Genomic DNA, 21,707 nt, shown 5'->3' on the forward strand with positions numbered 1-21,707 from the left:
AACGCCCTGCAAGCAATAAAAAACGAGGAACCGCCCTGCCGGGAGGCCCTCGTTAGGTTACCTGCGCTGGATCGGGTTGCGTCGTTGCTCCCGCTACTCTCCTCTCGGCGTGCCAGGCGTAAGGCCCGTGGTAAGCGTTACGAGGCTAAGGCTAAGGCCCGTAAGGCTTACCAACCCGCTAAGGGTAAGGCTAAGGCCAATAAGCAGCACAAGCCCTACAAGGAGGAGCGTGGACGCAATCGCGATAACTAGTCTTTCAGTATCCTGAAGCCTTTCAGTATCCTGAAGCGGGGCAACAAATAAAGAAATCGGCGTCAAGACGCCGATTTTCAGAAGGAGGATGCCAGCCATCGTCGCAGCAGCCATAGCAGCGGTGGTAGCCGTGGCGGCCATAGGACGGCCCATACCGCTACCCACCTCGGTAGCGGCAGAGCAACAGCCCATCGCAGGCTGCTCAGCCCAGGACATCGCTTCGGCCCGCTGGTTGCCGGTGCAACACGCTGCTGACATGCTCACTGGCTCCTTCTCTCAGAGAAACTTCCTCTCTTTTCTTTGCCCGCCGGTCCGTAGGTAATGCCTTCCGCCCCGCGCAATTGCTCAGCTCAGAGCAGGAAAGAACTACCCCGTGTGCAAAACAACCTTCTCAACAGCCAGAGAGAGATTATCGTTTGCTTGCAAGAGACGTTTGTGACTCGAGGCCAATCGCTGCCTCAGATCCTGCTCCGCTTGCTGCTCTCCACTGCCAGACGGCGTCTCGTCTAGCATTACTTTACTTCAGCGCCGACCTCCAGCAAGGAGAGAGCGTGAGAGCATGCGCGGCGTCTCGGAGGTAACTGACTGCGGGCGTCATTGCCAGGTCGTCGTGTGAACCCCGTATCGACCCTTCTTTCCTTCCCTCCAGACCACCCTACCGGAGCCACTTCTTTGTAGCGGGTCCTGCTGTCTGAGAGGATACACCACTCGTCGGAGTTTGTCAACCCCTGAATCGCTTTCTGCTCCTCATGGGGAGGAGTTCATGGCTGATGGCAGAGGGACTGAGCGAGCCTCCCTTTTCCCGGGCCAGACGGTGCGCGCTTCAGATCAGCCGACGGTCGGGCGGCGGTCGGGCTGATGGGAGAGCCATCTCTCGTGTGTTAAGCGGGTCCCGGCGAAGATAAGCAAGCTGGCTGACTGGTTGGCTGGCAGCCGTCAGTCAGGGGGACCAGCCAGCCAACCAGTTCCCTTTGTCTCTTCTCTTGGGCGGGCGCTCATCTGGCTTGAAGGCAGGGATGGTCAGTGACTTGTCTGCCTGGCCAAAGGGGCCCGATGCAGGCAGCTATAGCGCGCCCCTTCTCGCGATAGCTCGCTTTTCATCACATCGAGAGCTTCGACGGTATGAGCTGGCAGCGAGGTCGGCACGCGAATCTCGTAAAGCAGGCGCTGCAGGGCCTGCTGTTCCTCACGCGAGAGGGAGCGCTTGAGGCGTGCAAGTGTCAAATGGGGCGAGAAAGGGCGCTCCTCGGGCAGAAAGCCCCGGGCCTGCAGCTCGCGCATCAGGGCCTGTTGCAAAGCCAGCAAGTGTCCCGAGACATCCTCAAGGCCCATCCAAATCACTCGTGGAGCGCGAGTGGGACCAAACGTCCCGAGTCCGGTTAAGCGATAGCTGAATGGGGGGACCTGGCGCGCCGCGGCCTCGCCGGCCTCGATGGCCTGGGCGAGCTGCTCAGCGTTCAGCTCGCCCAAGAAGGCCAGAGTCACATGCAACGAGGCCGGTTCAACCCAGCGCGCCGCCGGCAGAAGATAGGCGCCGCGCGTGATGGCTCGCCCCAGGAAGGTCCGCAGCTCTGGACTCAGATCGAGAGCAAGAAAGGTGCGCGTCATGACAGGCAACGGCTCCCTCAAGCCGCGAAGAGCAGGCTGTCCAGCTCTTCGCCATCGATCGTCTCAACTTCGATCAGGCGCTCGGCGATGGCAACCAGCTTCTCGCGCTTCTGGCGCAGGATGTTGAGAGCCGTCTGATGAGCCTCTTCGACCAGGCGCGCCACCTCGGCATCGATGCGGGCCGCCATCTCGGGGCTAATCAGGCTACTGCCATCCTCGCTTACCTTGAGGGCTACATTCCCCAGAGCGCTCATGCCGAACTCACAGACCATGCGCCGCGCCAGCGCGGTCACATACTCGATATCCTGGCTGGCTCCAGTGGTGATATCGCCGAAGATCAGTTCCTCCGCCGCGCGGCCACCCATAGCGCCAGCCATTTTGGCCAGCAGCTCCGAGCGGCGCAAGAGATAGCGGTCCTCCAGTGGAGCCTGAAGGGTAATGCCCAGGGCCATGCCGCGGGCGATGGCCGTCACCTTGCGCACCGGGTCGGCGCCGGGCAAGGAACGCATCACAATAGCATGGCCTACCTCGTGATAGGCAATGATAGCCTTCTCGGCCTCAGTAATCACCCGGCTCTTGCGCTCCGGTCCGGCCATCACACGCAGAATGGCCTCATCCAGCTCGGCATTGCCAATCGTCTCGCGCCGCCGCCGAGCCGCCAGCAGGGCCGCCTCATTGAGGAGGTTGGCCAGGTCGGCGCCAGAGAAACCTGCCGTCTGGCGGGCAACGCGCTGCAGGTCAACGTCTTCTGCCAAGGGCTTGCCTCGCGCATGCACCTTCAGGATGGCCAGACGCCCACGAATATCCGGCTTGTCAAGGACAATCTGCCGGTCAAAGCGGCCCGGACGCAAGAGGGCGGGATCGAGGACGTCAGGTCGGTTGGTGGCGGCAATGACTACGACGCTGCTATCCTTCTCAAACCCGTCCATTTCAACGAGTAGCTGGTTGAGGGTCTGCTCTCGCTCGTCGTTGCCGCTGGCCGCCGAGGCATGGCGCTGACGACCAACAGCGTCGATCTCATCAATGAAGACGATGCAGGGAGCGTGAGCACGCGCTTCACGGAAGAGATCGCGCACGCGCGCCGCGCCAACGCCGACAAACATCTCGACGAACTCGGAGCCGCTGACACTATAGAAGGGAACACCCGCCTCGCCAGCCACAGCGCGCGCCAGCAGCGTCTTGCCGGTCCCGGGAGCTCCGACCAGCAAGACCCCTCGCGGCGCGCGCGCCCCCATGATTCGGAAGTGCTCGGGCTGCTTGAGAAATTCAACGATCTCTTCTAGCTCGACTTTTGCCTCTTCAACCCCGGCTACATCCCTGAAGAGGATCGCTGGACGGCTCTCGTGAAAGCGCCGCGCTCGCGAGCGGGCGAACGGCAGGGCGGAGGCACCAGGACCAGCTCGCCGCAGCAGGAAAAATGCTCCCCCGACAACCAGGGCCACAAAGAAGAGATAGGCCAGCCCCTGCCCCCAGCTAGTGTGTTGACCATCATCAACGCTCACCGTGACGCCATCTCGCCGCAGAAGATCGGTCAGGGCCTGCCCGCTTTCTTTGACGGCATGGTATTGCTGACCGCTTCTATCACGGGCATAGACGTCGTCACCACTGATCAGAGCACTCTTGAGCAGGTGCTGATCGGCCATCGTGAGCAAAGCACTGATCGGTACTTCATGCGTCGCCGTGGCCCCAAAGGGACTGCGTACGATGCGCATGGTTAGCAGGGCCAATAGGGCAACGCTCACTAGAACTAGTGGGAGAGCCAGGCGCAACCAGGGATTCTGCTTCCAGAGCGCTCTCAAAGAGAAGTGTCGCTTGTTCCGTGTGGATGACTCGTTCTTGTGCTCAGGAGACCTATCCATGCATCCTTTCAACCCTTTTTACAGCATCTACTTCCAGGGCAGGCTATGCGCTCCCAGAGTGTATCAAAGTGGTTCTCTGTATCTTAGATCGGTTCAAATATGTGATTACTATAGCTTGCTACGGCCCAGTTTCGCAAGCCTGTAGCTGATTGTACCAGGAAGCGGGCGCGGGCCAAGCCAGTAGCCCGATCGGGTCAGGTCTTTTGCCTCTGAACCCTCGCCTCCCACTTTGAGAGTGAAAGCAAGGGGACCGTCTACAGGGCTGGAAATCGCTCCCGGCCCGTGCCATAATGATTCTGTTCCTCACTCGCAGACCCCGATGACCCTGAAGCGGTCGACGCGAGCGGCGGGCCGGATCGCTGCTCGGGTCAGCCGAGCAGATGGAACGGAACGGAAAGGAAAGAGCCTATGTCAGCCAGGAAGCTCGAAGGAAGAGGAGAAGCAACAGCTCGCTTGCCACTGCTGGTGAAGACGCTCGAAGAGGTCGCCGATGATGTTCTGGAGATTGGTTCCAGGCGCCAGCCATTTAGCGCGGAGAGTCGGCAGAAGGCTCCGCGTATCCGTGATGCACGGGTGGTTCATAGCGTCTGCCCTTACTGCGCGGTGGGGTGCGGCCTCAATGTCTATGTCAAAGACGGTCAGGTGATCGATATCGAGGGGAACCCAGACAGTCCCATCAACCACGGGACGCTCTGTCCCAAGGGTGCGGCAACCTTCCAGTATACGGTGAATCCCAGCCGTCTGACACGCGTGCTCTATCGCGCCCCCTACAGCGATCACTGGGAAGAGAAGTCGCTTGATTGGGCGATGGAGCAGATCGCCCAGCGCGTCAAGCAGACGCGCGACGCTACCTTTGTTGAGCGGCTCCCCGATGGGCGAGAGGTCAACCATACCCTGGCGATCGCCTCGCTGGGCGGTGCCACGCTCGATGTGGAAGAGAACTACTTGATGAAGAAGCTCTTCACGGGCGCCTTAGGTATCGTCTCCATCGAAAACCAGGCTCGTATATGACACAGCTCCACTGTGCCCGGTCTGGGCACGACACTCGGGCGTGGCGGAGCCACGACCTTTCCACAGGATCTGGTCAATAGCGACTGCATTCTGATCATGGGCAGCAACATGGCGGAAGCCCATCCGGTGGCCTTCGCTAATGTTGTCAAAGCGAAAGAGCGCGGCGCAAAGGTCATCCATATCGACCCCCACTTCTCGCGCACATCCGCGCTCGCTAACCTTTATGTGCCCATCCGAGCAGGCAGCGATATTGTCTTTCTGGGGGCCATTATTCGCTATCTGCTCGACAACAAGGCCTTCTTCCGGGAGTACGTCCTGCACTACACTAATATCGCGACCCTGATTCGCGAGGATTTCCGCGATACCGAGGATCTCGATGGGGTCTTCTCGGGCTACGATCCGGAGACCGGTACCTATGACCCGACAAGCTGGGATTACGAGCGCGATGCTGATGGTCGCCCACTGAGCGATCCGACGCTGGAGCATCCGCGCTGCGTCTATCAGATCATGCGCCGCCACTACGCGCGCTATACCCCCGAGCTGGTCGAGCAGGTCTGTGGGGTGCCGCGCGCCCTCTGGCAGCAGGTGGTCGATACCTTGATCGCCAATTCGGGCCGCGAGCGCACGAGCGCTATCTGCTACGCCGTGGGCTGGACACAGCAATCGAAGGGCGTACAGATTATCCGTACGGCGGCTATCCTGCAGCTGCTCCTGGGCAACATTGGGCGCCCAGGCGGCGGGATTATGGCCTTGCGCGGCCATGCCTCGATCCAGGGATCGACCGATGTGCCAACGCTTTACGATCTGCTCTCGGGTTATATGCCGCAGCCTGCCGCTCTGCTCGCTCCTGGGTCCGGAACCAGGCGCCCGCGAGCCGAGGAGGTGCAGGCACCGGTCGCCGGCGAGGAGATGAGGCCGGTCGGGCCTTCGCAGCAGACTCTGGCCGAATATATCGCCGCGGTCGGGCAGAAAACAGGCTGGTGGGCCAATCTGCCAGCCTACATTCGCAGCCTGCTGAAAGCCTGGTACGGCAGCTACGCCGATGAAGAGAATGGGGAGCGCAGCTATCGTTTCCTGCCCAAGATTATCGGCGACCATTCCCACCTGGCCACGAGCTACGAGATGCTCGATGGCAAGGTGCGCGGCTACTTCCTCTTTGGCCAGAATCCCGCTGCGGGCAGTACGAACGCTCGCATGCAGCGCAAGGCCCTGGCACAGCTCGACTGGCTGGTGGTGCGCGATCTCTACGAGGTTGAGTCGGCAGCTTTCTGGTATCGCGGGCCAGAAGGCGAGGCAGTCGATCCGAAGCAGATCAAGACCGAGGTCTTTCTCTTGCCAGCCGCTGCCTCTACAGAGAAAGAGGGCAGCTTTACTAATACCCAGCGCCTGCTGCAGTGGCGCGACAAGGCCGTCGATCCTCCTGGGGACGCCCGCTCCGACCTGTGGTTCGTCTACCACCTCGGTAAGCGCTTGAAGACGCTTTACGCCGATAGTCCCTACGAGCGCGATCTGCCGATTAAAGCGTTGACCTGGGACTACGAGCGCGAGATGCCTGAATCTGGTTCGCGTATTCCCGACGAGCCAGATGTGCTGCTGGTTCTCAAAGAGATCAACGGCTTTTATGCGCGCACCGCCGATGGGAAGGAACACAGTCTGCGTGAGGCGCCCCATGTGCCAGATTTCACGGCCCTGAAGGCCGATGGTAGCACGGCCTGTGGCTCCTGGATCTATAGCGGGGTCTATCCGGAGCCGGGGAGGAACCGCGCGGCCTCGCGTGATCCTTCCGGCTATACCTTCCTCAACTGGGGCTTTGCCTGGCCGGCCAACCGCCGTATTCTCTACAACCGTGCCTCGGCTGACCCCCAGGGACGTCCCTGGTCGGAGCGCAAAAAGTATGTCTGGTGGGACGAGGAGCGCGGGCAGTGGACAGGCTACGATGTCCCCGATTTTCCGCTGCGCAAGCCGCCAGATTATACGCCGCCGCCGGGTGCCACGGGGATCGACGCCCATTCCGGCAGCGATCCTTTCATCATGAAGCCCGACGGCAAGGGCTGGCTCTTCGCACCAAGCGGTCTCAAGGATGGTCCGCTCCCGACGCACTATGAGGCCGCAGAGGCGCCCATCGCCAACCCGCTCTACCATCGCCAGAGCAACCCTGCGGCTCGCTACTATCGCGATCGCCCCGATAACCGACTGGCGGCGATTGGCGACGAGCGCTATCCGATCGTCGCCACCACCTACCGTCTGACGGAGCACCATCTGAGCGGGCCGATGACGCGCTGGCTGCCTTGGCTTAATGCCCTCCAGCCGGCCCTCTTCGTGGAGATGAGTCCCGAGCTGGCTGCGGAGCGGCAGATCCGCCACGGTGATCAGGTGATTATCAGCACTCCCCGCGGTGAGATCGAGGCCCGCGCGCTGGTGACACGGCGCCTGCGTCCGCTGCGGCTTAACGGTCGCATCGTTCATCAGATCGGGCTTCCATTCCACTGGGGCTTCCAGGGTAAGGCTACGGGGAGCATTACCAACGATCTGACGCACATGGTGCTGGAGCCAAACGTGAGCATCGAGGAGGCAAAAGCCTTCCTGTGCGATGTTCGCCCAGCCCGCGGAAGACGCTAAGCCCTCGCTGGGGGCCTGGGCCGCCTGGCTCCAGTTCTGCTCTGCTCTCGCTGGCAGGCGCGAGGTTCCTGTTGGCTGGGAGGCTGGCTGCTGGAGTCAGGGGCCGCTGCCTCAGCATGTTGGTAGCAAAGGAGAGAAGACTATGGCGGTTGAAGCAGCAAGACCGCTGCCTGGGATGCTCAAGCAGCTGCGCGCCCTGCTGGAGCCGCTGCGCAAGGAGGAGCCACCGCCCCCACGGGCAGCGGTGGGCTTTTTTACCGACACCAGCCTGTGCATCGGTTGTAAGGCTTGCGAGATCGCCTGCAAGCAGTGGAACCAGCTTCCGGCCCGTGAACCGGCCTGGGCGGGTACCAGCTACGATAATACGCGCGAGTTGAATGCTATCAACTGGCGTCACGTACTCTTTATCGAGCGCCTCGAGCGCCACGAAGAGAGCAGCTCTGACGGTGGTCCAACCGGAGGAACGGGCCTGGCCCCTACAGAGCTTCCCTTCTTCAACCCCGATCGTTGGCTGATGCTGAGCGATGTATGCAAGCATTGCGCCAACGCTCCCTGCCTTGAAGCCTGCCCGACCGGGGCCATCGTTCGCACCGAATTCGATACGGTCTATGTGCAACAGGATATCTGCAACGGCTGTGGTTACTGCGTCGTTGCCTGTCCTTTCGGCGTCATCGCCCGCGACGCGCTGGGAGGGACGGCGCGCAAGTGTACCCTGTGCTACGATCGCCTGAAGGACGGTCTTGAGCCAGCCTGTGCTAAGGTCTGTCCCACCGATTCGATTGTCTTTGGCCCTGTCGATCAACTGCGCCAACAGGCTCAGGCCCGTCTAGCTCAGCTGCACGAGCGCGGCCTGCGCGAGGCGCGCCTGTACGGAGCCGATCAGACTATCCTGGAGGGCGGCCTCCATGCCTTTTTCTTGCTGCTGGATGAGCCTGCCGTTTACAATCTGCCCGAACACCCCTCTCGTCCCAGTAAGCATGTCCTGCCGGCCTCTCTCTGGACGGTCCTGGCGGCGCTGATCCTGGGCCTGTTGGGCATCTTCTCTTTTAGAAGGCGGTGAGGAGTGATGCAGCTAGAGAGGCAGAAGATTTCTACCTGGCTCGCACGGGGTCAAGCCCTGGCTCAGCGACTTGGACCGGTCTCCAGGGGGGCAGACTGGATGGAGCACCTGGCCGCCCTCAGCACCGGCTACCGTCCCGACCCCGAGCGCGAGCAGCAAGAGCCAACATATTATGACTATCCGGCTCTTAAAGAGCCTGTCTGGCGGTGGGAAATCGTCTGGTACTTTTTCCTGGGCGGCCTGGCGGCTGGCTGTTATTTCATCGCTAGCCTGGCAGCGCTCTTCGGAGGACCAGAGGATCGCGCGACGCGGCGGATCGGCTATTACCTTTCCTTGCTGGCCCTGCTCCCCTGTCCGTTGCTGCTGATCAAGGATCTGGGACGCCCCGAGCGCTTCCTCAACATGCTTCGCATGTTCAAGCTGCGCTCACCTATGTCGATGGGTGTCTGGTGCCTGGTAAGCTTCTCTTTCTTCAGTGGCCTGAGCGCCCTGATCCAGGCAGCACGCGACCAGTGGCTGGGACGCTGGTGGGGAGCGCGCTGGCTGGCGCGCCTACCTCAGCGCCTGCTGGCGCTGCCAGGAATGGCCCTCTCGCTCTTTCTGGGAGGCTACACAGGCGTCCTGCTAGCCGCCACGAGCATCCCGCTGTGGTCGCGCAGCAAGATGTTGGGGGCAGTTTTCATCTCGTCGGCCATCTCTACCAGCTCGGCCCTGATTTCCCTTCTGCTACGCCTCGGAGCCGCACCTGCTGCCGCTCTCCACAAACTGGAGCGTCTAGAATGGGGCGCGCTCTTGAGCGAGATGGTCGGCCTGCTCGCTTTCCTGCGCGGCTCTGGGCGGGCCGCTCGCGCCCTGGTGGGAAGCGGACCAGATGAGCATGGCCCGCGCTTCTGGCGCTTCGTCTTCGTCGGCGGCCTCTTGCTGCCCTGGCTGCTTCAGACAGGTGTCCTGGTGATGCGTCGACCTCTCCAAAGGGAGCAGGCCAGCATCAGGCCGGCAGCCGGATCTGCCGAGCGGAATCGCTTGAGCCTCAGTGGCCTGCTGCTCTCGCTGCTCGTCCTTCTCGGTGGCTATTTTCTACGCCGCACCATCGTTGAGGCCGGCCATAGCTCCAGCCGCGACGCGCGCACCACGCTCTGGCACGCCCGATCTCCTCGCTGAATCTCAACTCGACCAGGCCAGGTCTTGCCCTTCCGCCAGGTTGCCCCAGCCCTGGGCGACCCGCTCTGGCGGGGTCGGGGCGACCTGGCCGGGGCTGGTGGCTAGCTGGCTCCCGTGCCTGACGGGCCAGCCCTCCAGCCATCTTCAACCTTGGCCCAAGCCGCAGCGTACATGTAGTAACGGAGAAAAGTAAGTCAGCCCTTCCCTAGAGGCAAGCACACGCGCAATCTTTCAGCGAAAGAGTAGGAACCGAACAATGGAGGAGCCTCAGCATCACAGCGGCAACGGATCTGGCACCGCAGGAAGCGGACGCATTACCAGCCGCTTAGGCCCAGAGGCAGAGGTCACAGGAACGAGCAGCAGCGCCGCACCAAAGACAGCAGGCGCTCACGAGGAAGCAAAGGCCACAACCAGCGAGAATGAGGGCATGCAGTTCATTGTCGTCGAGGGCTTGCAGGTTGGGCGCGGCGTGGCGCGCATCGACCCACGCGATATCGAGGCCCTGGGCTGCCAGCCCGGCGACATTGTCATGATCACCGGCGCACGCACTACTGCCGCCAGGCTGCTGCCCGGCGTGCCCCAGCAGCGAGACCAGCACATCATCCAGATGGATAGCCAGGTACGCCAGAATAGCGATGCTGGCCTCGGCGAGCGCGTCAGCGTCCGCAAGGCACGGGTGCAGCGAGCAGAGAAGATCACGCTGCTGCCCCTCACTCGCGGGGCTCCCATTCAGGAGAGCGATCTGCAATACATCGCGCGCTACCTGGTGGGCCTGCCGGTGGTCACCGGCGACCTGCTGCGCCTGAACCTGCCAGGCACGGCCAGCCGCGAATTCCTCATTATTAGCACGGTGCCCGCTACGCCCAGCTATCCTTCGCGCCGCTCGCAGCTCGAAGGCACCCCTATGCCCCCCCTGACTGAGCAGAGCGAGCGGGCAGAGGTCGAAGCGGTCATCGTGCAGCCCGGGACCATCGTCCGCGCCCAGGCCCGTGGTGCCGGGCGCTCTGGCGGCCTCGGGCGCGTCAGCTACGAAGATATCGGCGGCCTGGGCAAGGAGCTACAGCGTATTCGCGAAATGATTGAGCTGCCGCTCAAGTATCCGGCAGTTTTTGATCGCCTGGGCGTTGAACCGCCCAAGGGAGTTCTGCTTTACGGTCCACCAGGCACCGGTAAGACCCTGATCGCCCGCGCCGTGGCCTCAGAGACGAATGCAGCCTTCTTCGTGATCAACGGGCCTGAGGTCATCAACAAGTTCTACGGCGAGAGCGAGTCACGGCTGCGCGAGGTCTTTCAGGAGGCCCAGCGGCGCGCTCCCAGCATCATCTTTATCGATGAGCTAGATGCCCTGGCGCCGCGCCGTGCTGAGATGGGAGGCGAGGTTGAGCGCCGCATCGTCGGCCAACTGCTGGCTCTGATGGACGGCATGGCCTCCCGCGGTCAGGTCGTTGTCATCGGCGCAACCAATCAGCCCAACGCCCTCGACCCAGCCCTGCGCCGTCCAGGCCGCTTTGACCGCGAGATCGCCCTGCGCGTCCCCGACCTTTACGGACGCATGGAGATCCTGCGCATCCACACCCGCGATGCGGCCCTGGCCAATGACGTTGATTTCGCCCGTCTGGCCCAGCTGACCCCAGGCTTCGTCGGGGCAGACCTGGAAGCCCTCTGTCGCGAAGCGGCCATGATTGCCCTCCGTCGTGTCCTTCCCTACATCGACTACCAGAGTGGCTATATTCCCTTCGAAACCCTGGTGAATCTCAATATTACTATGGCCGACTTTCAGGCCGCACTGCGCGAGATCGAGCCATCAACCACACGCGAGGTCTACGTCGAGGTCAGTGAAACGACCTGGGACGACATCGGAGGGCAAACCCAGGCCAAGCAGCTGCTGACCGAAGGCGTCGAATGGCCGCTGCGCTACCCCGAGATCTACAGCAAGGCCAAAGTTGAGCCGCCCCGTGGCGTGCTGCTGGCTGGCCCGCCAGGTTCTGGTAAAACCCTGCTGGCGCGCGCCCTGGCCAACCAGTGCAACGCCAGCTTCATCTCCATCAAAGGTCCTGAGCTGCTCTCAAAGTGGGTCGGCGAATCCGAAAAAGGAGTGCGCGAGATCTTCAAGCGCGCTAAACAGGCAGCCCCCTGTATCATCTTCTTTGACGAGATCGACGCCCTGGCTCCACGGCGCGGCGCCGAGCTGGACAACCATGTAGGAGACCGCGTGATCGCCCAGCTATTGACAGAACTGGATGGGATCGAGGGACGTACGGGAGTGATCGTGCTGGCAGCCACCAACCGACCAGAATTGATTGATCCAGCCCTCCTGCGTCCTGGTCGCTTCGATCTGATCGTTGAGCTAACCTATCCCGATGAGAAGGATCGGCAAGCGATCTTCGCCGTGCATACGCGCGGCAAGCCGCTGGCAGCCGATGTCAGTCTGGCCGAGCTGGCTCAACTCACCCCGCAGCGCAGCGGCGCCGATATCGAGGCCATCTGTCGCCGGGCCTCGATGCTGGCCCTCCACGATTGGATCGAGCCGCGCCTTCAGCAGGTAGGGCGGGTACAGATCAGCGAGGAGAGCCAGGAGCCAAAGGCTGCTGATGCAATCGGCACCGCTTCACAGACCGCTCAGCCCGGTCGAGATGGAGAGGAGAGCCACTTCTCTATCCGTCGTGAGCACTTTCTACGCGCGATCGCCGAACAAGAAGAGCGTTACCAGACTCAGGCCAGGCTGGAGGCCGAACGCGCTCGCCGCGAGGAGGCGCGACAACGCCTGCTCGATCTGGCCAGCAGCTACAGCGGCCTGGGGAACCTTCCCCCTCAGCCGGCCCTGCAGCCACCAGCCCTGCGCGGCTGGCGCCTCTGGCTGGCGCGCCTTCTCGGTCTGCTGCCGCGCCAATCCCAGGCGAGTCCACCGTCATCCTCATCAGCATCTTCCTCCTGAAAGAGCCGCAGCAGGAAGGGGGAGAGAGGGCCTAAAGAGAGCCTGTAGGCCCTCCTCTTGCTCTCTCCTTCTCTCCTCTTCTTCTACCACTCCACCAGCAAGGACTTCTCCCCAGTGACCCGAAGCGCGCGGGCCAGGCCCTCACCGGCCACGTCCGGCCCAGCCTCTAAGAGCAGGTCTGGCCTGGACGTGCACAGGCCGCCGGAGAGACGTCCCCTGGCGGTACAGCCGCCTCTTTTGAGCAGCGATTGCTCAATACATTGAATAGCCATGCGCATTAACACTTGATAAAGCTGGGCTGCTTCTCTCTTGGATCAAAGGCAAAGACATGTCAATACAACTACTTCGACTCCAATCAAAGTTAGCTGACCGGGATAGTTAGCGTGTGATATAATATAAAGGAGAGTGTGAGCATAGCGAAGGGAGACAACATTGTCGCTGTACTCATCTGATACCAGCTCTGCAGACTCCCGGAAGCCTGTCGTCGCGGCCTATCTGGAGGTCATCCGCCTGCTTGACGACCGCGTCGCACCTCTCCTGGGGAAAGTAACCACGCGCGTTCTCGTTCAGGGCGCAGCCCGGCGAGTAGCGGAGAAGTACCCATTTCTTCACTTTCTTGAGCGCATTCCCTATACTGAAGTTACTCCGACCATAGCCCAGGAGCAGCTTAGCGGCCAGTCGCCGCAGGAGCTGACGGCGGGCTTGAGCGCTCTTCTGGAGGAATGCTTTGCGGGCTTGAAGGAACTCACCGGCGACCTGATCGTCACTCCGCTTCACGATGAGGTGACCCGCCAGCTCCAGCACATATCGATCACGCAGTAGACAGCAGACCATCTAGCGTAGCAATGAGCAATGGAGAAGAGCAGCGTGCAGTCTCAGCCAACGCTCCCAGATGGCGCGTACCGCTCTTCCAGAGGATCAGGGGAAGATCGGCTGGCGGTTCTTCGCCATGAGATGGAATATCTCAATACCATCGGGAAGCGTTTCGTGGCCGCCAACGATCGCTTCCAGGTCCATCGCGCCCTGCTGGCTACGTTACAGGAGCTTTACAGTTTCTCCGCCTGTGCCATTCTTCTCAAAGGCCAGCATGGCGATCCCTTCGAACTCTCGATTATTCCCCGCTACCCTCTCAGTGCCTCCTTCCTCCAAGAGATGATCCAGCGTATCGCCCGCGCCGCCAACATCATCGATTTTCCCAACGTGACCCCCGAGGAGCTGGCCGTAGCCGCCTACCTCGATGCCCCCGACGACCTGGCCCTGATGGAGCCACAGCCCTCGATCGGCAGCAGCGAGATCGGTGACTTTCTTCATCTGCCGCTGGCCGTGGAGGACCGCATCATCGGCCTCCTCAGCCTCTTTCACGAGCGCGAGGGGGTCTTTGACACCCAGCTCCTGCAGCTGACGCGCATCATCGCCGACTACGCCGCCATCGCTCTGGAGAATATGCGCCTGCGCGAGCGGGAGCAGGCCCTCTGGCGCGAGGCCGAGTTTGAGCGGCGGCGGCTGGAGCTGATCATCAGCAGCATGGCCGAGGCCCTGCTGATCACCAATGCCCAAGGGGCCATTGTCTCCCTGAACCGCTTTGCCGAGCAGCTCTTCCAACAGGCCCAGATCGACGCCCGCCTCGAGCCTGGCATTCCCCTGCGCCAGCTAGCAGCTCACAGCAACGTGCCCTGGCTGCGCGAGCTGGCTCAGGTAGTCGACCAGGCCCTGACCGGCCAGACGATTAAAAACCAGGAGCTAATCATTGGCGAAAACGGCGAGACCGTCCCCCTAACCCTGAGCATCAGCGCTGCCCCCCTCAGCCAGGATAGCCGTCACCCCCTGCCCGGCGGCGCCGTGGTCGTGCTCAACGACATCACCGATCGCAAGCAGATCGAGAAGCTCAAGGACGAGTTCGTCTCGGTGGTCTCCCACGAGCTGCGGACCCCTCTCACCGCCATTAAGGGCTATACTCAGCACCTCGTTCGGCGCCTGGAACGCCGTCTACGCCAGCAGCCGCGAGGAGGAAGCGAACAGGCCGAGCCTCCGGAAAGTTACGACCTGCGGAGCCTCTATATCGTGCAGAGTCAGGCCGAGCATCTGGAGCGGCTCGTTAGCGATTTGCTAGATCTCTCGCGTGTCCAGTGGGGGCGCCTGGACCTGCAATATACCCCCTTCTATCTGGCCGATCTGCTGGCCGAGCAGGTCCGCCTGGCCCAGGCCAATACGGAGCAGCACCTGATCCAGCTCGATCTGCAGGTGCAGGACAGCAAAGTGGTGGCCGACCGCCAGCGCATCGCCCAGGTCGTGGGCAACATCCTGGACAATGCCGTCAAGTACTCTCCGCAGGGAGGGCAGGTCACGGTGCGGCTAGAGAGCGCGGGCGACGACTTTCTGGTGAGCATCAGCGACGAGGGTATCGGTGTCAGCCCCGAATACCTCGACCACATCTTCGAGCGCTTCTATCGCGTGCGCAACGCCGCCAGCCGCCAGTACTCGGGGATTGGCCTGGGTCTCTACGTCGCCCGCGCGATCGTGGAAGCCCACGGAGGACGTATCGGCTACGCCAGCAATCAGCGCGGAATGGGCAGCACCTTCTACTTCAGCCTGCCGCGTATCCCCAACCCATCCGCGACGGGCGGCGCTCGGTGAGCCAGCCCCGCCACCACTAAAAGGCCTTCAACAGCTCAGTCGGCGTCGCCTGGAAGCGATCCAACAGGTAGGAGCGCCCAAATGGTGTAAAATGGATTGTAGCCCAGCTTGCCCGCAGAATCTGGATGTGGCGCAAAACGCGGGCTTCCCCCCAGAGGGGGTAGAGCAAATCGCAGAGGGCGTTAACGATATCGCCGGTGCTGGTGATGAGGACACCGACCAGCGTGACCCCAACCATCAGCAAGAGATGGTGGGGGAGCGAGACCGGGCCGAGAGCTGTGAAGAAGCCGATATAGACCATGCTGCCCGAGACCAGCGCCGGCAAGAGAGCCTCCAGCACAATATAGAGGCGCGACGGCTCGCGCACAAAGAGGGTGGTGATCCCCAGGGGACCGACGGCCCAGCCGATCAGCTGATCGCGCCGCAAGAGCGCCAGCAGCAGGTGGGTTCCCTCAAACAGCAGCAGCCAGAGCAACAGGAAGGCGATCAAGCCCGGTACAGAACGAAGCTGGATACTGGCCAGTATCCCCGGCATGCTCATCCTCCTCGAACATCGTAAACAGCGACACCAGAAACCTCTGTTTGTATTGTACGCCCACTGGGGGTTTACCGACAACGGGACCTCGCTATTCTTCCCATCCGCCTTTGCCGACCAGCGGCACAAAGACACAGCCACCGAGCGAACGGACTTCCTGTCCGCGAGGGGTGCGCCGGACGACTAGTAGCTCCTGATGGTCGTGGCTGCCGACAGGAATGACCAGGATTCCGCCCTCGACCAACTGGCCGACTAGCTGCTGGGGAATCTGCGGGGCGGCAGCCGTCACCACAATGCGGTCATAGGGGGCGGCCTCCGGCCAGCCCAGCGAGCCATCCCCTACAAAGACCGCCACGTTGCTGAGGCCAAGCTGGAGAAGCCGCCGGGCTGCCTGACAGGCAAGCTGCTGGTGGCGCTCCACTGTCGCGACGAAGGCCGCCAGACGGGCCAGAATGGCTGCCTGATAGCCGGAGCCGGTGCCCACTTCCAGGACGCGCTCCTGACCGCTCAGCTGCAGAGCCTGGGTCATGGTCGCCACAATCAGGGGCTGAGAAATAGTCTGCCCGCAGCCGATCGGAAGGGCTTGATCAGCGTAGGCCCACTGACGATGGTGGGGATCAACGAACAATTCGCGCGGCGTCGCCCCAATCGCTGCCAGCACACGCTCATCGTGGATACCTGCGCTACGCAAGCTCTCGAGCAGATAACGTCGCTGCGTCTCAAGATCACGAGTCATGGCATCCCAGGGCGAAGTTAGGAGGAACAAAAACCAGCCAGTATTTCAACCGGCAGACAGAGCAGGCAAGACAGAGGCGATCGGCCTGTTGGCAGGGCGGCCTCCATCCCCCAGCTCCTGACTTCAGCGCGACTGCTCCGCTTTCCGAGGGCGCTTTCCGGCCATGCCGGGCCAGCAACCGCCCTGGCTACGGTCAAGAGAAGATCCGCTGCCAGCCAGACCTGCCAGTGAGTCTCAGGTTCCAGGCAGGGAAGGAGAGACGCAGAGCGCGAGCGCGGTCGGCAAAAGGCCCTTCTCTCAGGATGTTCAGCGACCGGCTCATCAAGCCCCTGCCTCTTTTCGAACTAAGCTGCACACTTCAAGACGTGACGCGCGAGGGTATCCATTTAGAGTCTAATGCCTGGCGAAAGAGACGTCAAGGAGAGCAGCAGGCAGTCCCCTGGGGACCAGGGAAACAGCCCAACGGGCGAGTCCCTGGAGCCGCATGCGGTGGAAGGACGGCGAGCGATCAGAGAGGATCGAGTCGCAAACAGGCATAAAAAAAGTGGGCGCTACTGGGCTCGAACCAGTGACCTCTTCGGTGTGAACGAAGCGCTCTCCCACTGAGCTAAGCGCCCATTGACTCACTCAGCCGCCGCGCCAGAGCCGCCGTCTGCTCTGGTCACCCGGCTTTCTAGTTAGCTACTATAGCACTCCGAGCGGGGCTTGTCAAGTAGTGACGGGGGAATCGGCCACAAGGGTCACAGCCTGGCAGCGCGCGGTCTGGGCTGTCCGCCGAAGGTGCTGGCGGAGGAAGCGAGCAGGATCGGAGCAGCGGCGCAACCTCTCCTGGCATCCGTTGACGGAGGAGAGGGAGCAGGCAGACCACGGCGAGCAGGAAGAGCGACCTGAAGCACCGCCCGGAGTGCGCGCGCTGGCAGCGCAACGGCGGCAGCGGCAGCGAACATCAAAGCAGAAACGAGCGAGCTAGCAGAATTGGGGCAGGCCGACGATCATAGCTCGTTGGGGGCCTTGCGCATCGTGGGGAAAAGAATCACGTCGCGAATGGACTCCTGATCGGTCAGGAACATGACCAGGCGATCCACGCCGATGCCCAGCCCGCCCGTGGGGGGCATACCCACCTCCAGCGCTTCCAGAAAGTCCTCATCGAGCACCTGCGCCTCCACATCGCCGTGAGCGCGCTGGCGCATCTGGTCCTCAAAGCGTTGACGCTGATCGAGCGGATCGTTGAGTTCGGTGAAAGCGTTGCCGATCTCCAGGCCGCCCAGGAACGGCTGAAAACGCTCCACCAGATTGGGCTGCGAACGATGGCGCTTTGCCAGGGGCGAGACATCCAGCGGATAATCGACCAAGAAGAGGGCTCGGCGCAACGGCTCAGCGCCTTGGCGAAACATGGCGCTTTTCAGCTCATCGATCAAGCGACCTCGGCCCAAAGCCGGATCGACCTCATAGCCACGGGCGCGCATCTCCGCGGCCAGGCTCTCGCGATCAGGATAGCGCTCCACAGCGATGCCCGTGAACTCCTCAATCGTCGCCAGCAGCGGCAGGCGCGGCCAGGGCGGCGTGAGATCCACCTCGTAACCCCGATAGCGCACGCGCGGGGACCCGCAAGCCTCCAGAGCGATCGTATAGATCATCTCCTCCGTCAGGCGCATCATATCCTCATAATCGGCGTAGGCCTGATAGCACTCCATCATAGTAAACTCGGGGTTGTGCGTGCGGTCGATCCCTTCATTGCGGAAATTGCGCCCAATCTCGTAGACGCGCTCGAAGCCGCCGACCAGCAGGCGTTTCAGATATAGCTCGACGGCGATGCGCAGGTAGAGATCGCGGTCCAGGGCATGATGGTGGGTCACAAAAGGACGGGCCGTAGCGCCACCATAGATCGGCTGCAGAATCGGTGTCTCCACCTCCAGAAAGCCTCGCTCGTCGAGGAAACGCCGCATGGCCCGAATGACACGCCCGCGCGTCACAAAAATCGACTTCACCTCATCGCCGTTGGCCAGCAGATCCAGGTAGCGCTTCCGCTGACGCAGCTCGATATCCTCCAGTCCGTGATATTTCTCGGGCAGCGGACGCAGGCCCTTAGCAATCAGAGCGAACTGCAGGACATGCAGCGTGCGCTCGCCAGTGCGCGTGTAAAAGAGGAAACCTCGGGCCTGAATAAAGTCACCGATATCCAGCAGCCGAACAGTGCGATAGGTCTCCTCACCCAGATCGTTAATGCGGAAGTAGACCTGAATGCGACCAGTGCCATCCTCGATATGGGCAAAGGCCACCTTACCCATCTCGCGCAACAAGCGGATGCGTCCGACTAGAGAAAAAGAGTGTTCCTCTCCCAGCCACTCATCAAAGTGCTGCAGCACCTCGGCAATGGTATGGCTGCGCTCAACATGGTTGGGATAGGGATTGATACCTTGCTCACGCAAAGCCTGCAGGCGCTGGAGCCGCACACTTCTTTCATCAGCCATAACGCTCTTGAAAACTCCTCACAATGGTTTGCCGCTATTTTAGCAAAATTCCGGGCCAGTGGATAGCAGGGGGAGAGAAAGAGCAGGTAGCCTCTCGGCAGCCCCCATTCAGTCGTTCGTCTGCTCGCTCACCTATCTCACTTGGGCGTTATTTATCTGTTCTGTAGTATGCAGAGGCAGCCGCAGCCGCACCTCTACGCAGGGCATTGCTGCCCGCCCTCCCGCCCGCCCGCCGGCCTGTCCCCCCCACCTCACTCACCCACAGCGCCCAGGATGGCCAGTAAGGTCAGATCTCACTCAATCAAAGAGGAGGGCCGCACAAGAGAAGGCGGCCCCGAAAGACACAGCGGCATACTCCATCCTGGCTGGATCAGGAGACGAAAGCACTCGGGGAGGAGAAACAGGAATGCTCTCGTCGCAGGGGGAAAAGCTCACTTACTCAATGGCGAGGACGGTGTACTCTTTGACACCACCAGGGGTAGAAACCATGACCAGATCGCCCACTTTATGGCCAAGCAAGGCTTTCCCAACCGGAGACTCGTTCGAGATGCGGCCAGCGCTGGGATTGGCCTCATAGGCGCCCACAATTGTATAGCAGGCCTCTCGTCCGTCGCTGCTGCGCACACGCACCACCGATCCCAGGGTTACCTCATCGCTCTGGACCTTCTGAATCGTGCGAGCTGTGGCCAGCATCTGCTCCAGCTCATAAATCTTCCCTTCGAGACGGGCGTACTCTGTCTTGGCCTCCTCATAGGCGGCATTGTCGTTGACATCGCCCCCTTCCTTGGCATCATGCAGGTAGCGCGCGACCTCGGCCCGCTTGACCGTACGCAAGAACTCCAGCTGATTGAGAAGACGTTGCCGGCCATCCTCGGTCAGATAGACGCCCTGTGTCTCCATCCTATGTTTCCCTCCATTGTCTGCAGGAAATCTCTCATCTACTACCAGAGTCTCAGCCTGCCTACCGACCCTGTCGCGCCAGGATGCAACAGGTGCGTCACAGGTAGTAAGCAGCTTCTTCAAGAGAGAGCCCGGTCCAGGTCTCTGGCTTTCTGGCCGGTTTTGTCGGAGCGAGCAAACGCTTGGGACGAGGGAGGCGGAGCGAAGAGAGGCTCAGCCCTTCCTTGTCACCCAGGCCCGGGTACGGGAGCGCGAGCCAACTATCAACAAGAAGACAGATGCCCCACGTCTCCCCAGGTCACCGTCACCAGCTCGCCCGAGCGGCAGCGCAGCAGCAGCTCGCCGCTCTCGGTAACCTCCTCCGCCCTGCCTTCAAGCTGACGGGCACCCTGCTGAATACGCACCGTGCGTCCCAGCGTCTGCAGGCGGCTGCGCCAGCGCTCGCGCGTCAGGCGAGCTACCGGCAGCGAGAGGAGGGTCGCCGAGACAGCTGGGACCGAGCGCGTGAAGCGCTCAGCAAGAGTTGCAACTTCCTCCTGCAGGGCCAGATACGAATCCTCTATATGCTCCAAAAGACGCGCAATGAAGACCTCACGGCCCACGGGGCGACCGCACTCGGCCTCTAACGTTGTCGGCGTCGGCGCTTGAACCAGCGGAGCTGACGCAGCCGCAGGAGCCTGGGGGCGGGACTGCACCGATCCGCCCGCACTCTGCTCGATCGCTAAATCCTCACTGCGTCCATTCACATTGACGCCGATCCCCAGTACGGCCACCAGACGACCTGCACGATCGGTGCCGGTCTCAATTAAAATACCAGCAACTTTACGTTCGCCAATTAAGACATCGTTGGGCCATTTAAGACCAGCGACGAGGCCAGCAGTCTCGGCGATGGCTTCCAGCACGGCCAGAGAGGAGAACATGGTCACCAGGGGAAGCGGGAAACGTGGATAGAGCACCAGTGACAGGAGGACATTGCGCCCGGCCACGTCCACCCAGCGGCGGCCCTGCCTGCCACGCCCAGCGGTCTGACTCTCCGTGAGCACCACCAGGCCCTCCAGACTCTCGCTCGGACCAACCTCGCTGGCCCGCTGCATCGCCAGCGTATTCGTCGAACCAACCACCGGGAGGTAGAGCAGCCGCCCCTCTCCTCTCCCAATCAGGCGAGTGCCCACTATCTGCTGCAATCTATCGAGCTGCAACCGTTCACTGCTGGCCATCTGCTCCTGGCCCCTCTGCTCGTCTTGCTACCACTGCCTGCTTCTTCAGCGGGGAAATGGAACTCAGCACCGGCGCCTCAGCAGCTTGCTCTCTTTCCTTGCTTCCTGCGCGCTTTCTGCCGCTCGCCTCGCCCTCTTCTTACCCTCTTACCCTCGCCTCCAGACCAGGAGAGCCGTTGTTAGCTCACCCTTCTTTCCCGGCAGCCTCCCAGGGCGACCTCCCCGATCCAGAGCCAACGAACTCAGACGCCTCGCCAAAGACATCCGCGGACCCAGGCCGGTCCATGACCACTACAAAACGCTCTCGCAAGGCACCGCTTGCTGCTATGCCTCAGCAGGAGAAACGTGAGAGCGGTAACGACCGGCACAGGTCCCGCGGCAAACCATACAGGCGGGAGTTAACCGACTTCCCAAGCGGGTAAGGCCGTTTCCCACCTTCCGGCTGGCGCCACACTCAGGAGGCACCCCTCCCTCTCCGATTGGTGTGGCCGGTTAACTCGCCACCTGCGTGGCATTCTCGTTCAGGCATGTGCACACCACCTCCTTTCATTGCGCTAATTGTAACATCGCATTTCAGGTGCTGTCAAGCTTTTCGTTGAAATTTACTTGAACACTTTTTCCTTGAGCTTTTCGACCAGAACGCCAACGTCAACAGGAACGATCAACCGTGCGGATTTTAAGGGTTCTTTCATGCCCATGCGCAGGTTCT

15 protein-coding genes and 1 tRNA gene are annotated in these 21,707 nt (G+C 61.7%); 7 read left to right on the top strand and 9 right to left on the bottom strand.

Features of this window, described 5'->3' with window-relative positions; all coding sequences use genetic code 11:
* On the top strand, positions 1-252 hold a 252-nt coding region (locus ACFMO7_RS15360; RefSeq protein ID WP_376796372.1), incomplete at its 5' end, for a hypothetical protein.
* A 1,020-nt stretch (positions 253-1,272) separates the two neighbouring features.
* On the opposite strand, the gene thpR is transcribed toward ACFMO7_RS15360, so the two are convergent.
* Positions 1,273-1,860, bottom strand: a complete 588-nt coding sequence (thpR, locus tag ACFMO7_RS15365) for an RNA 2',3'-cyclic phosphodiesterase (RefSeq protein ID WP_376796373.1) — start codon at positions 1,858-1,860, stop codon at positions 1,273-1,275.
* A 17-nt stretch (positions 1,861-1,877) separates the two neighbouring features.
* Positions 1,878-3,719 (bottom strand): ATP-dependent zinc metalloprotease FtsH, encoded by a 1,842-nt coding sequence (gene ftsH, locus ACFMO7_RS15370; protein ID WP_376796374.1) that lies wholly within the window; start codon positions 3,717-3,719, stop codon positions 1,878-1,880.
* Positions 3,720-4,217: 498 nt separating this feature from the next.
* Between ftsH and ACFMO7_RS15375 the strand changes: the two genes are divergently transcribed.
* From ACFMO7_RS15375 to ACFMO7_RS15390, 4 genes are all read left to right on the top strand, one after another.
* Positions 4,218-7,349 (top strand): molybdopterin-dependent oxidoreductase, encoded by a 3,132-nt coding sequence (locus tag ACFMO7_RS15375; protein WP_376796385.1) that lies wholly within the window; start codon positions 4,218-4,220, stop codon positions 7,347-7,349.
* 142 nt (positions 7,350-7,491) lie between these two features.
* Entirely contained in the window at positions 7,492-8,409 is a 918-nt protein-coding gene (locus tag ACFMO7_RS15380; protein ID WP_376796375.1) for a 4Fe-4S dicluster domain-containing protein, read from the top strand.
* A gap of 6 nt (positions 8,410-8,415) precedes the next feature.
* A complete protein-coding gene (gene nrfD, locus ACFMO7_RS15385; RefSeq protein WP_376796376.1) occupies positions 8,416-9,570 on the top strand; it encodes an NrfD/PsrC family molybdoenzyme membrane anchor subunit in 1,155 nt (384 codons plus the stop codon).
* 256 nt (positions 9,571-9,826) lie between these two features.
* Complete coding sequence (locus tag ACFMO7_RS15390; RefSeq protein WP_376796377.1) at positions 9,827-12,505, top strand: CDC48 family AAA ATPase; 2,679 nt, start codon at positions 9,827-9,829, stop codon at positions 12,503-12,505.
* Positions 12,506-12,588: 83 nt separating this feature from the next.
* Here ACFMO7_RS15390 and ACFMO7_RS15395 read toward each other — a convergent pair whose 3' ends face one another.
* Entirely contained in the window at positions 12,589-12,789 is a 201-nt protein-coding gene (locus ACFMO7_RS15395) for a hypothetical protein (protein WP_376796378.1), read from the bottom strand.
* Between the two features lie 148 nt (positions 12,790-12,937).
* On the opposite strand from ACFMO7_RS15395, the gene ACFMO7_RS15400 reads away from it, so the two are divergent.
* Together ACFMO7_RS15400 and ACFMO7_RS15405 are read left to right on the top strand one after the other, a co-directional pair.
* Complete coding sequence (locus ACFMO7_RS15400; protein ID WP_376796379.1) at positions 12,938-13,327, top strand: hypothetical protein; 390 nt, start codon at positions 12,938-12,940, stop codon at positions 13,325-13,327.
* A 132-nt stretch (positions 13,328-13,459) separates the two neighbouring features.
* The gene (locus ACFMO7_RS15405) at positions 13,460-15,139 is read left to right on the top strand and encodes an ATP-binding protein (RefSeq protein WP_376796380.1); all 1,680 of its coding nucleotides are present in this window, start codon (positions 13,460-13,462) and stop codon (positions 15,137-15,139) included.
* Positions 15,140-15,155: 16 nt separating this feature from the next.
* On the opposite strand, the gene ACFMO7_RS15410 is transcribed toward ACFMO7_RS15405, so the two are convergent.
* The 6 genes from ACFMO7_RS15410 to ACFMO7_RS15435 form a co-directional block, all read right to left on the bottom strand.
* Complete coding sequence (locus ACFMO7_RS15410) at positions 15,156-15,674, bottom strand: hypothetical protein (protein ID WP_376796381.1); 519 nt, start codon at positions 15,672-15,674, stop codon at positions 15,156-15,158.
* 91 nt (positions 15,675-15,765) lie between these two features.
* Positions 15,766-16,410 (bottom strand): protein-L-isoaspartate(D-aspartate) O-methyltransferase, encoded by a 645-nt coding sequence (locus tag ACFMO7_RS15415; RefSeq protein WP_376796382.1) that lies wholly within the window; start codon positions 16,408-16,410, stop codon positions 15,766-15,768.
* A gap of 545 nt (positions 16,411-16,955) precedes the next feature.
* Positions 16,956-17,027 (bottom strand) — tRNA-Val (locus tag ACFMO7_RS15420).
* A gap of 375 nt (positions 17,028-17,402) precedes the next feature.
* Complete coding sequence (lysS, locus tag ACFMO7_RS15425) at positions 17,403-18,881, bottom strand: lysine--tRNA ligase (protein WP_376796383.1); 1,479 nt, start codon at positions 18,879-18,881, stop codon at positions 17,403-17,405.
* A gap of 435 nt (positions 18,882-19,316) precedes the next feature.
* Positions 19,317-19,781, bottom strand: a complete 465-nt coding sequence (greA, locus tag ACFMO7_RS15430) for a transcription elongation factor GreA (RefSeq protein WP_052888503.1) — start codon at positions 19,779-19,781, stop codon at positions 19,317-19,319.
* A gap of 263 nt (positions 19,782-20,044) precedes the next feature.
* On the bottom strand, positions 20,045-20,998 hold the full coding sequence (locus tag ACFMO7_RS15435; protein WP_376796384.1) for a biotin--[acetyl-CoA-carboxylase] ligase: 954 nt from the start codon (positions 20,996-20,998) through the stop codon (positions 20,045-20,047).
* Positions 20,999-21,707 lie beyond the last annotated feature (709 nt).

Origin of the sequence: Thermogemmatispora sp. (assembly GCF_042408735.1) — a bacterium.
In the GTDB taxonomy this organism is placed as follows: domain Bacteria; phylum Chloroflexota; class Ktedonobacteria; order Ktedonobacterales; family Ktedonobacteraceae; genus Thermogemmatispora.

Excerpts from the sequence above, each read along its gene's own strand:
- ACFMO7_RS15435 (WP_376796384.1), bottom strand. The coding sequence starts at position 20,998 with ATGGCCAGCAGTGAACGGTTGCAGCTCGATAGATTGCAGCAGATAGTG.
- ACFMO7_RS15410 (WP_376796381.1), bottom strand. The coding sequence starts at position 15,674 with ATGCCGGGGATACTGGCCAGTATCCAGCTTCGTTCTGTACCGGGCTTG.
- ftsH (WP_376796374.1), bottom strand. The coding sequence starts at position 3,719 with ATGGATAGGTCTCCTGAGCACAAGAACGAGTCATCCACACGGAACAAG.
- ACFMO7_RS15380 (WP_376796375.1), top strand. The coding sequence starts at position 7,492 with ATGGCGGTTGAAGCAGCAAGACCGCTGCCTGGGATGCTCAAGCAGCTG.
- greA (WP_052888503.1), bottom strand. The coding sequence starts at position 19,781 with ATGGAGACACAGGGCGTCTATCTGACCGAGGATGGCCGGCAACGTCTT.
- ACFMO7_RS15415 (WP_376796382.1), bottom strand. The coding sequence starts at position 16,410 with ATGACTCGTGATCTTGAGACGCAGCGACGTTATCTGCTCGAGAGCTTG.
- nrfD (WP_376796376.1), top strand. The coding sequence starts at position 8,416 with ATGCAGCTAGAGAGGCAGAAGATTTCTACCTGGCTCGCACGGGGTCAA.
- thpR (WP_376796373.1), bottom strand. The coding sequence starts at position 1,860 with ATGACGCGCACCTTTCTTGCTCTCGATCTGAGTCCAGAGCTGCGGACC.
- ACFMO7_RS15390 (WP_376796377.1), top strand. The coding sequence starts at position 9,827 with ATGGAGGAGCCTCAGCATCACAGCGGCAACGGATCTGGCACCGCAGGA.
- lysS (WP_376796383.1), bottom strand. The coding sequence starts at position 18,881 with ATGGCTGATGAAAGAAGTGTGCGGCTCCAGCGCCTGCAGGCTTTGCGT.
- ACFMO7_RS15405 (WP_376796380.1), top strand. The coding sequence starts at position 13,460 with ATGGAATATCTCAATACCATCGGGAAGCGTTTCGTGGCCGCCAACGAT.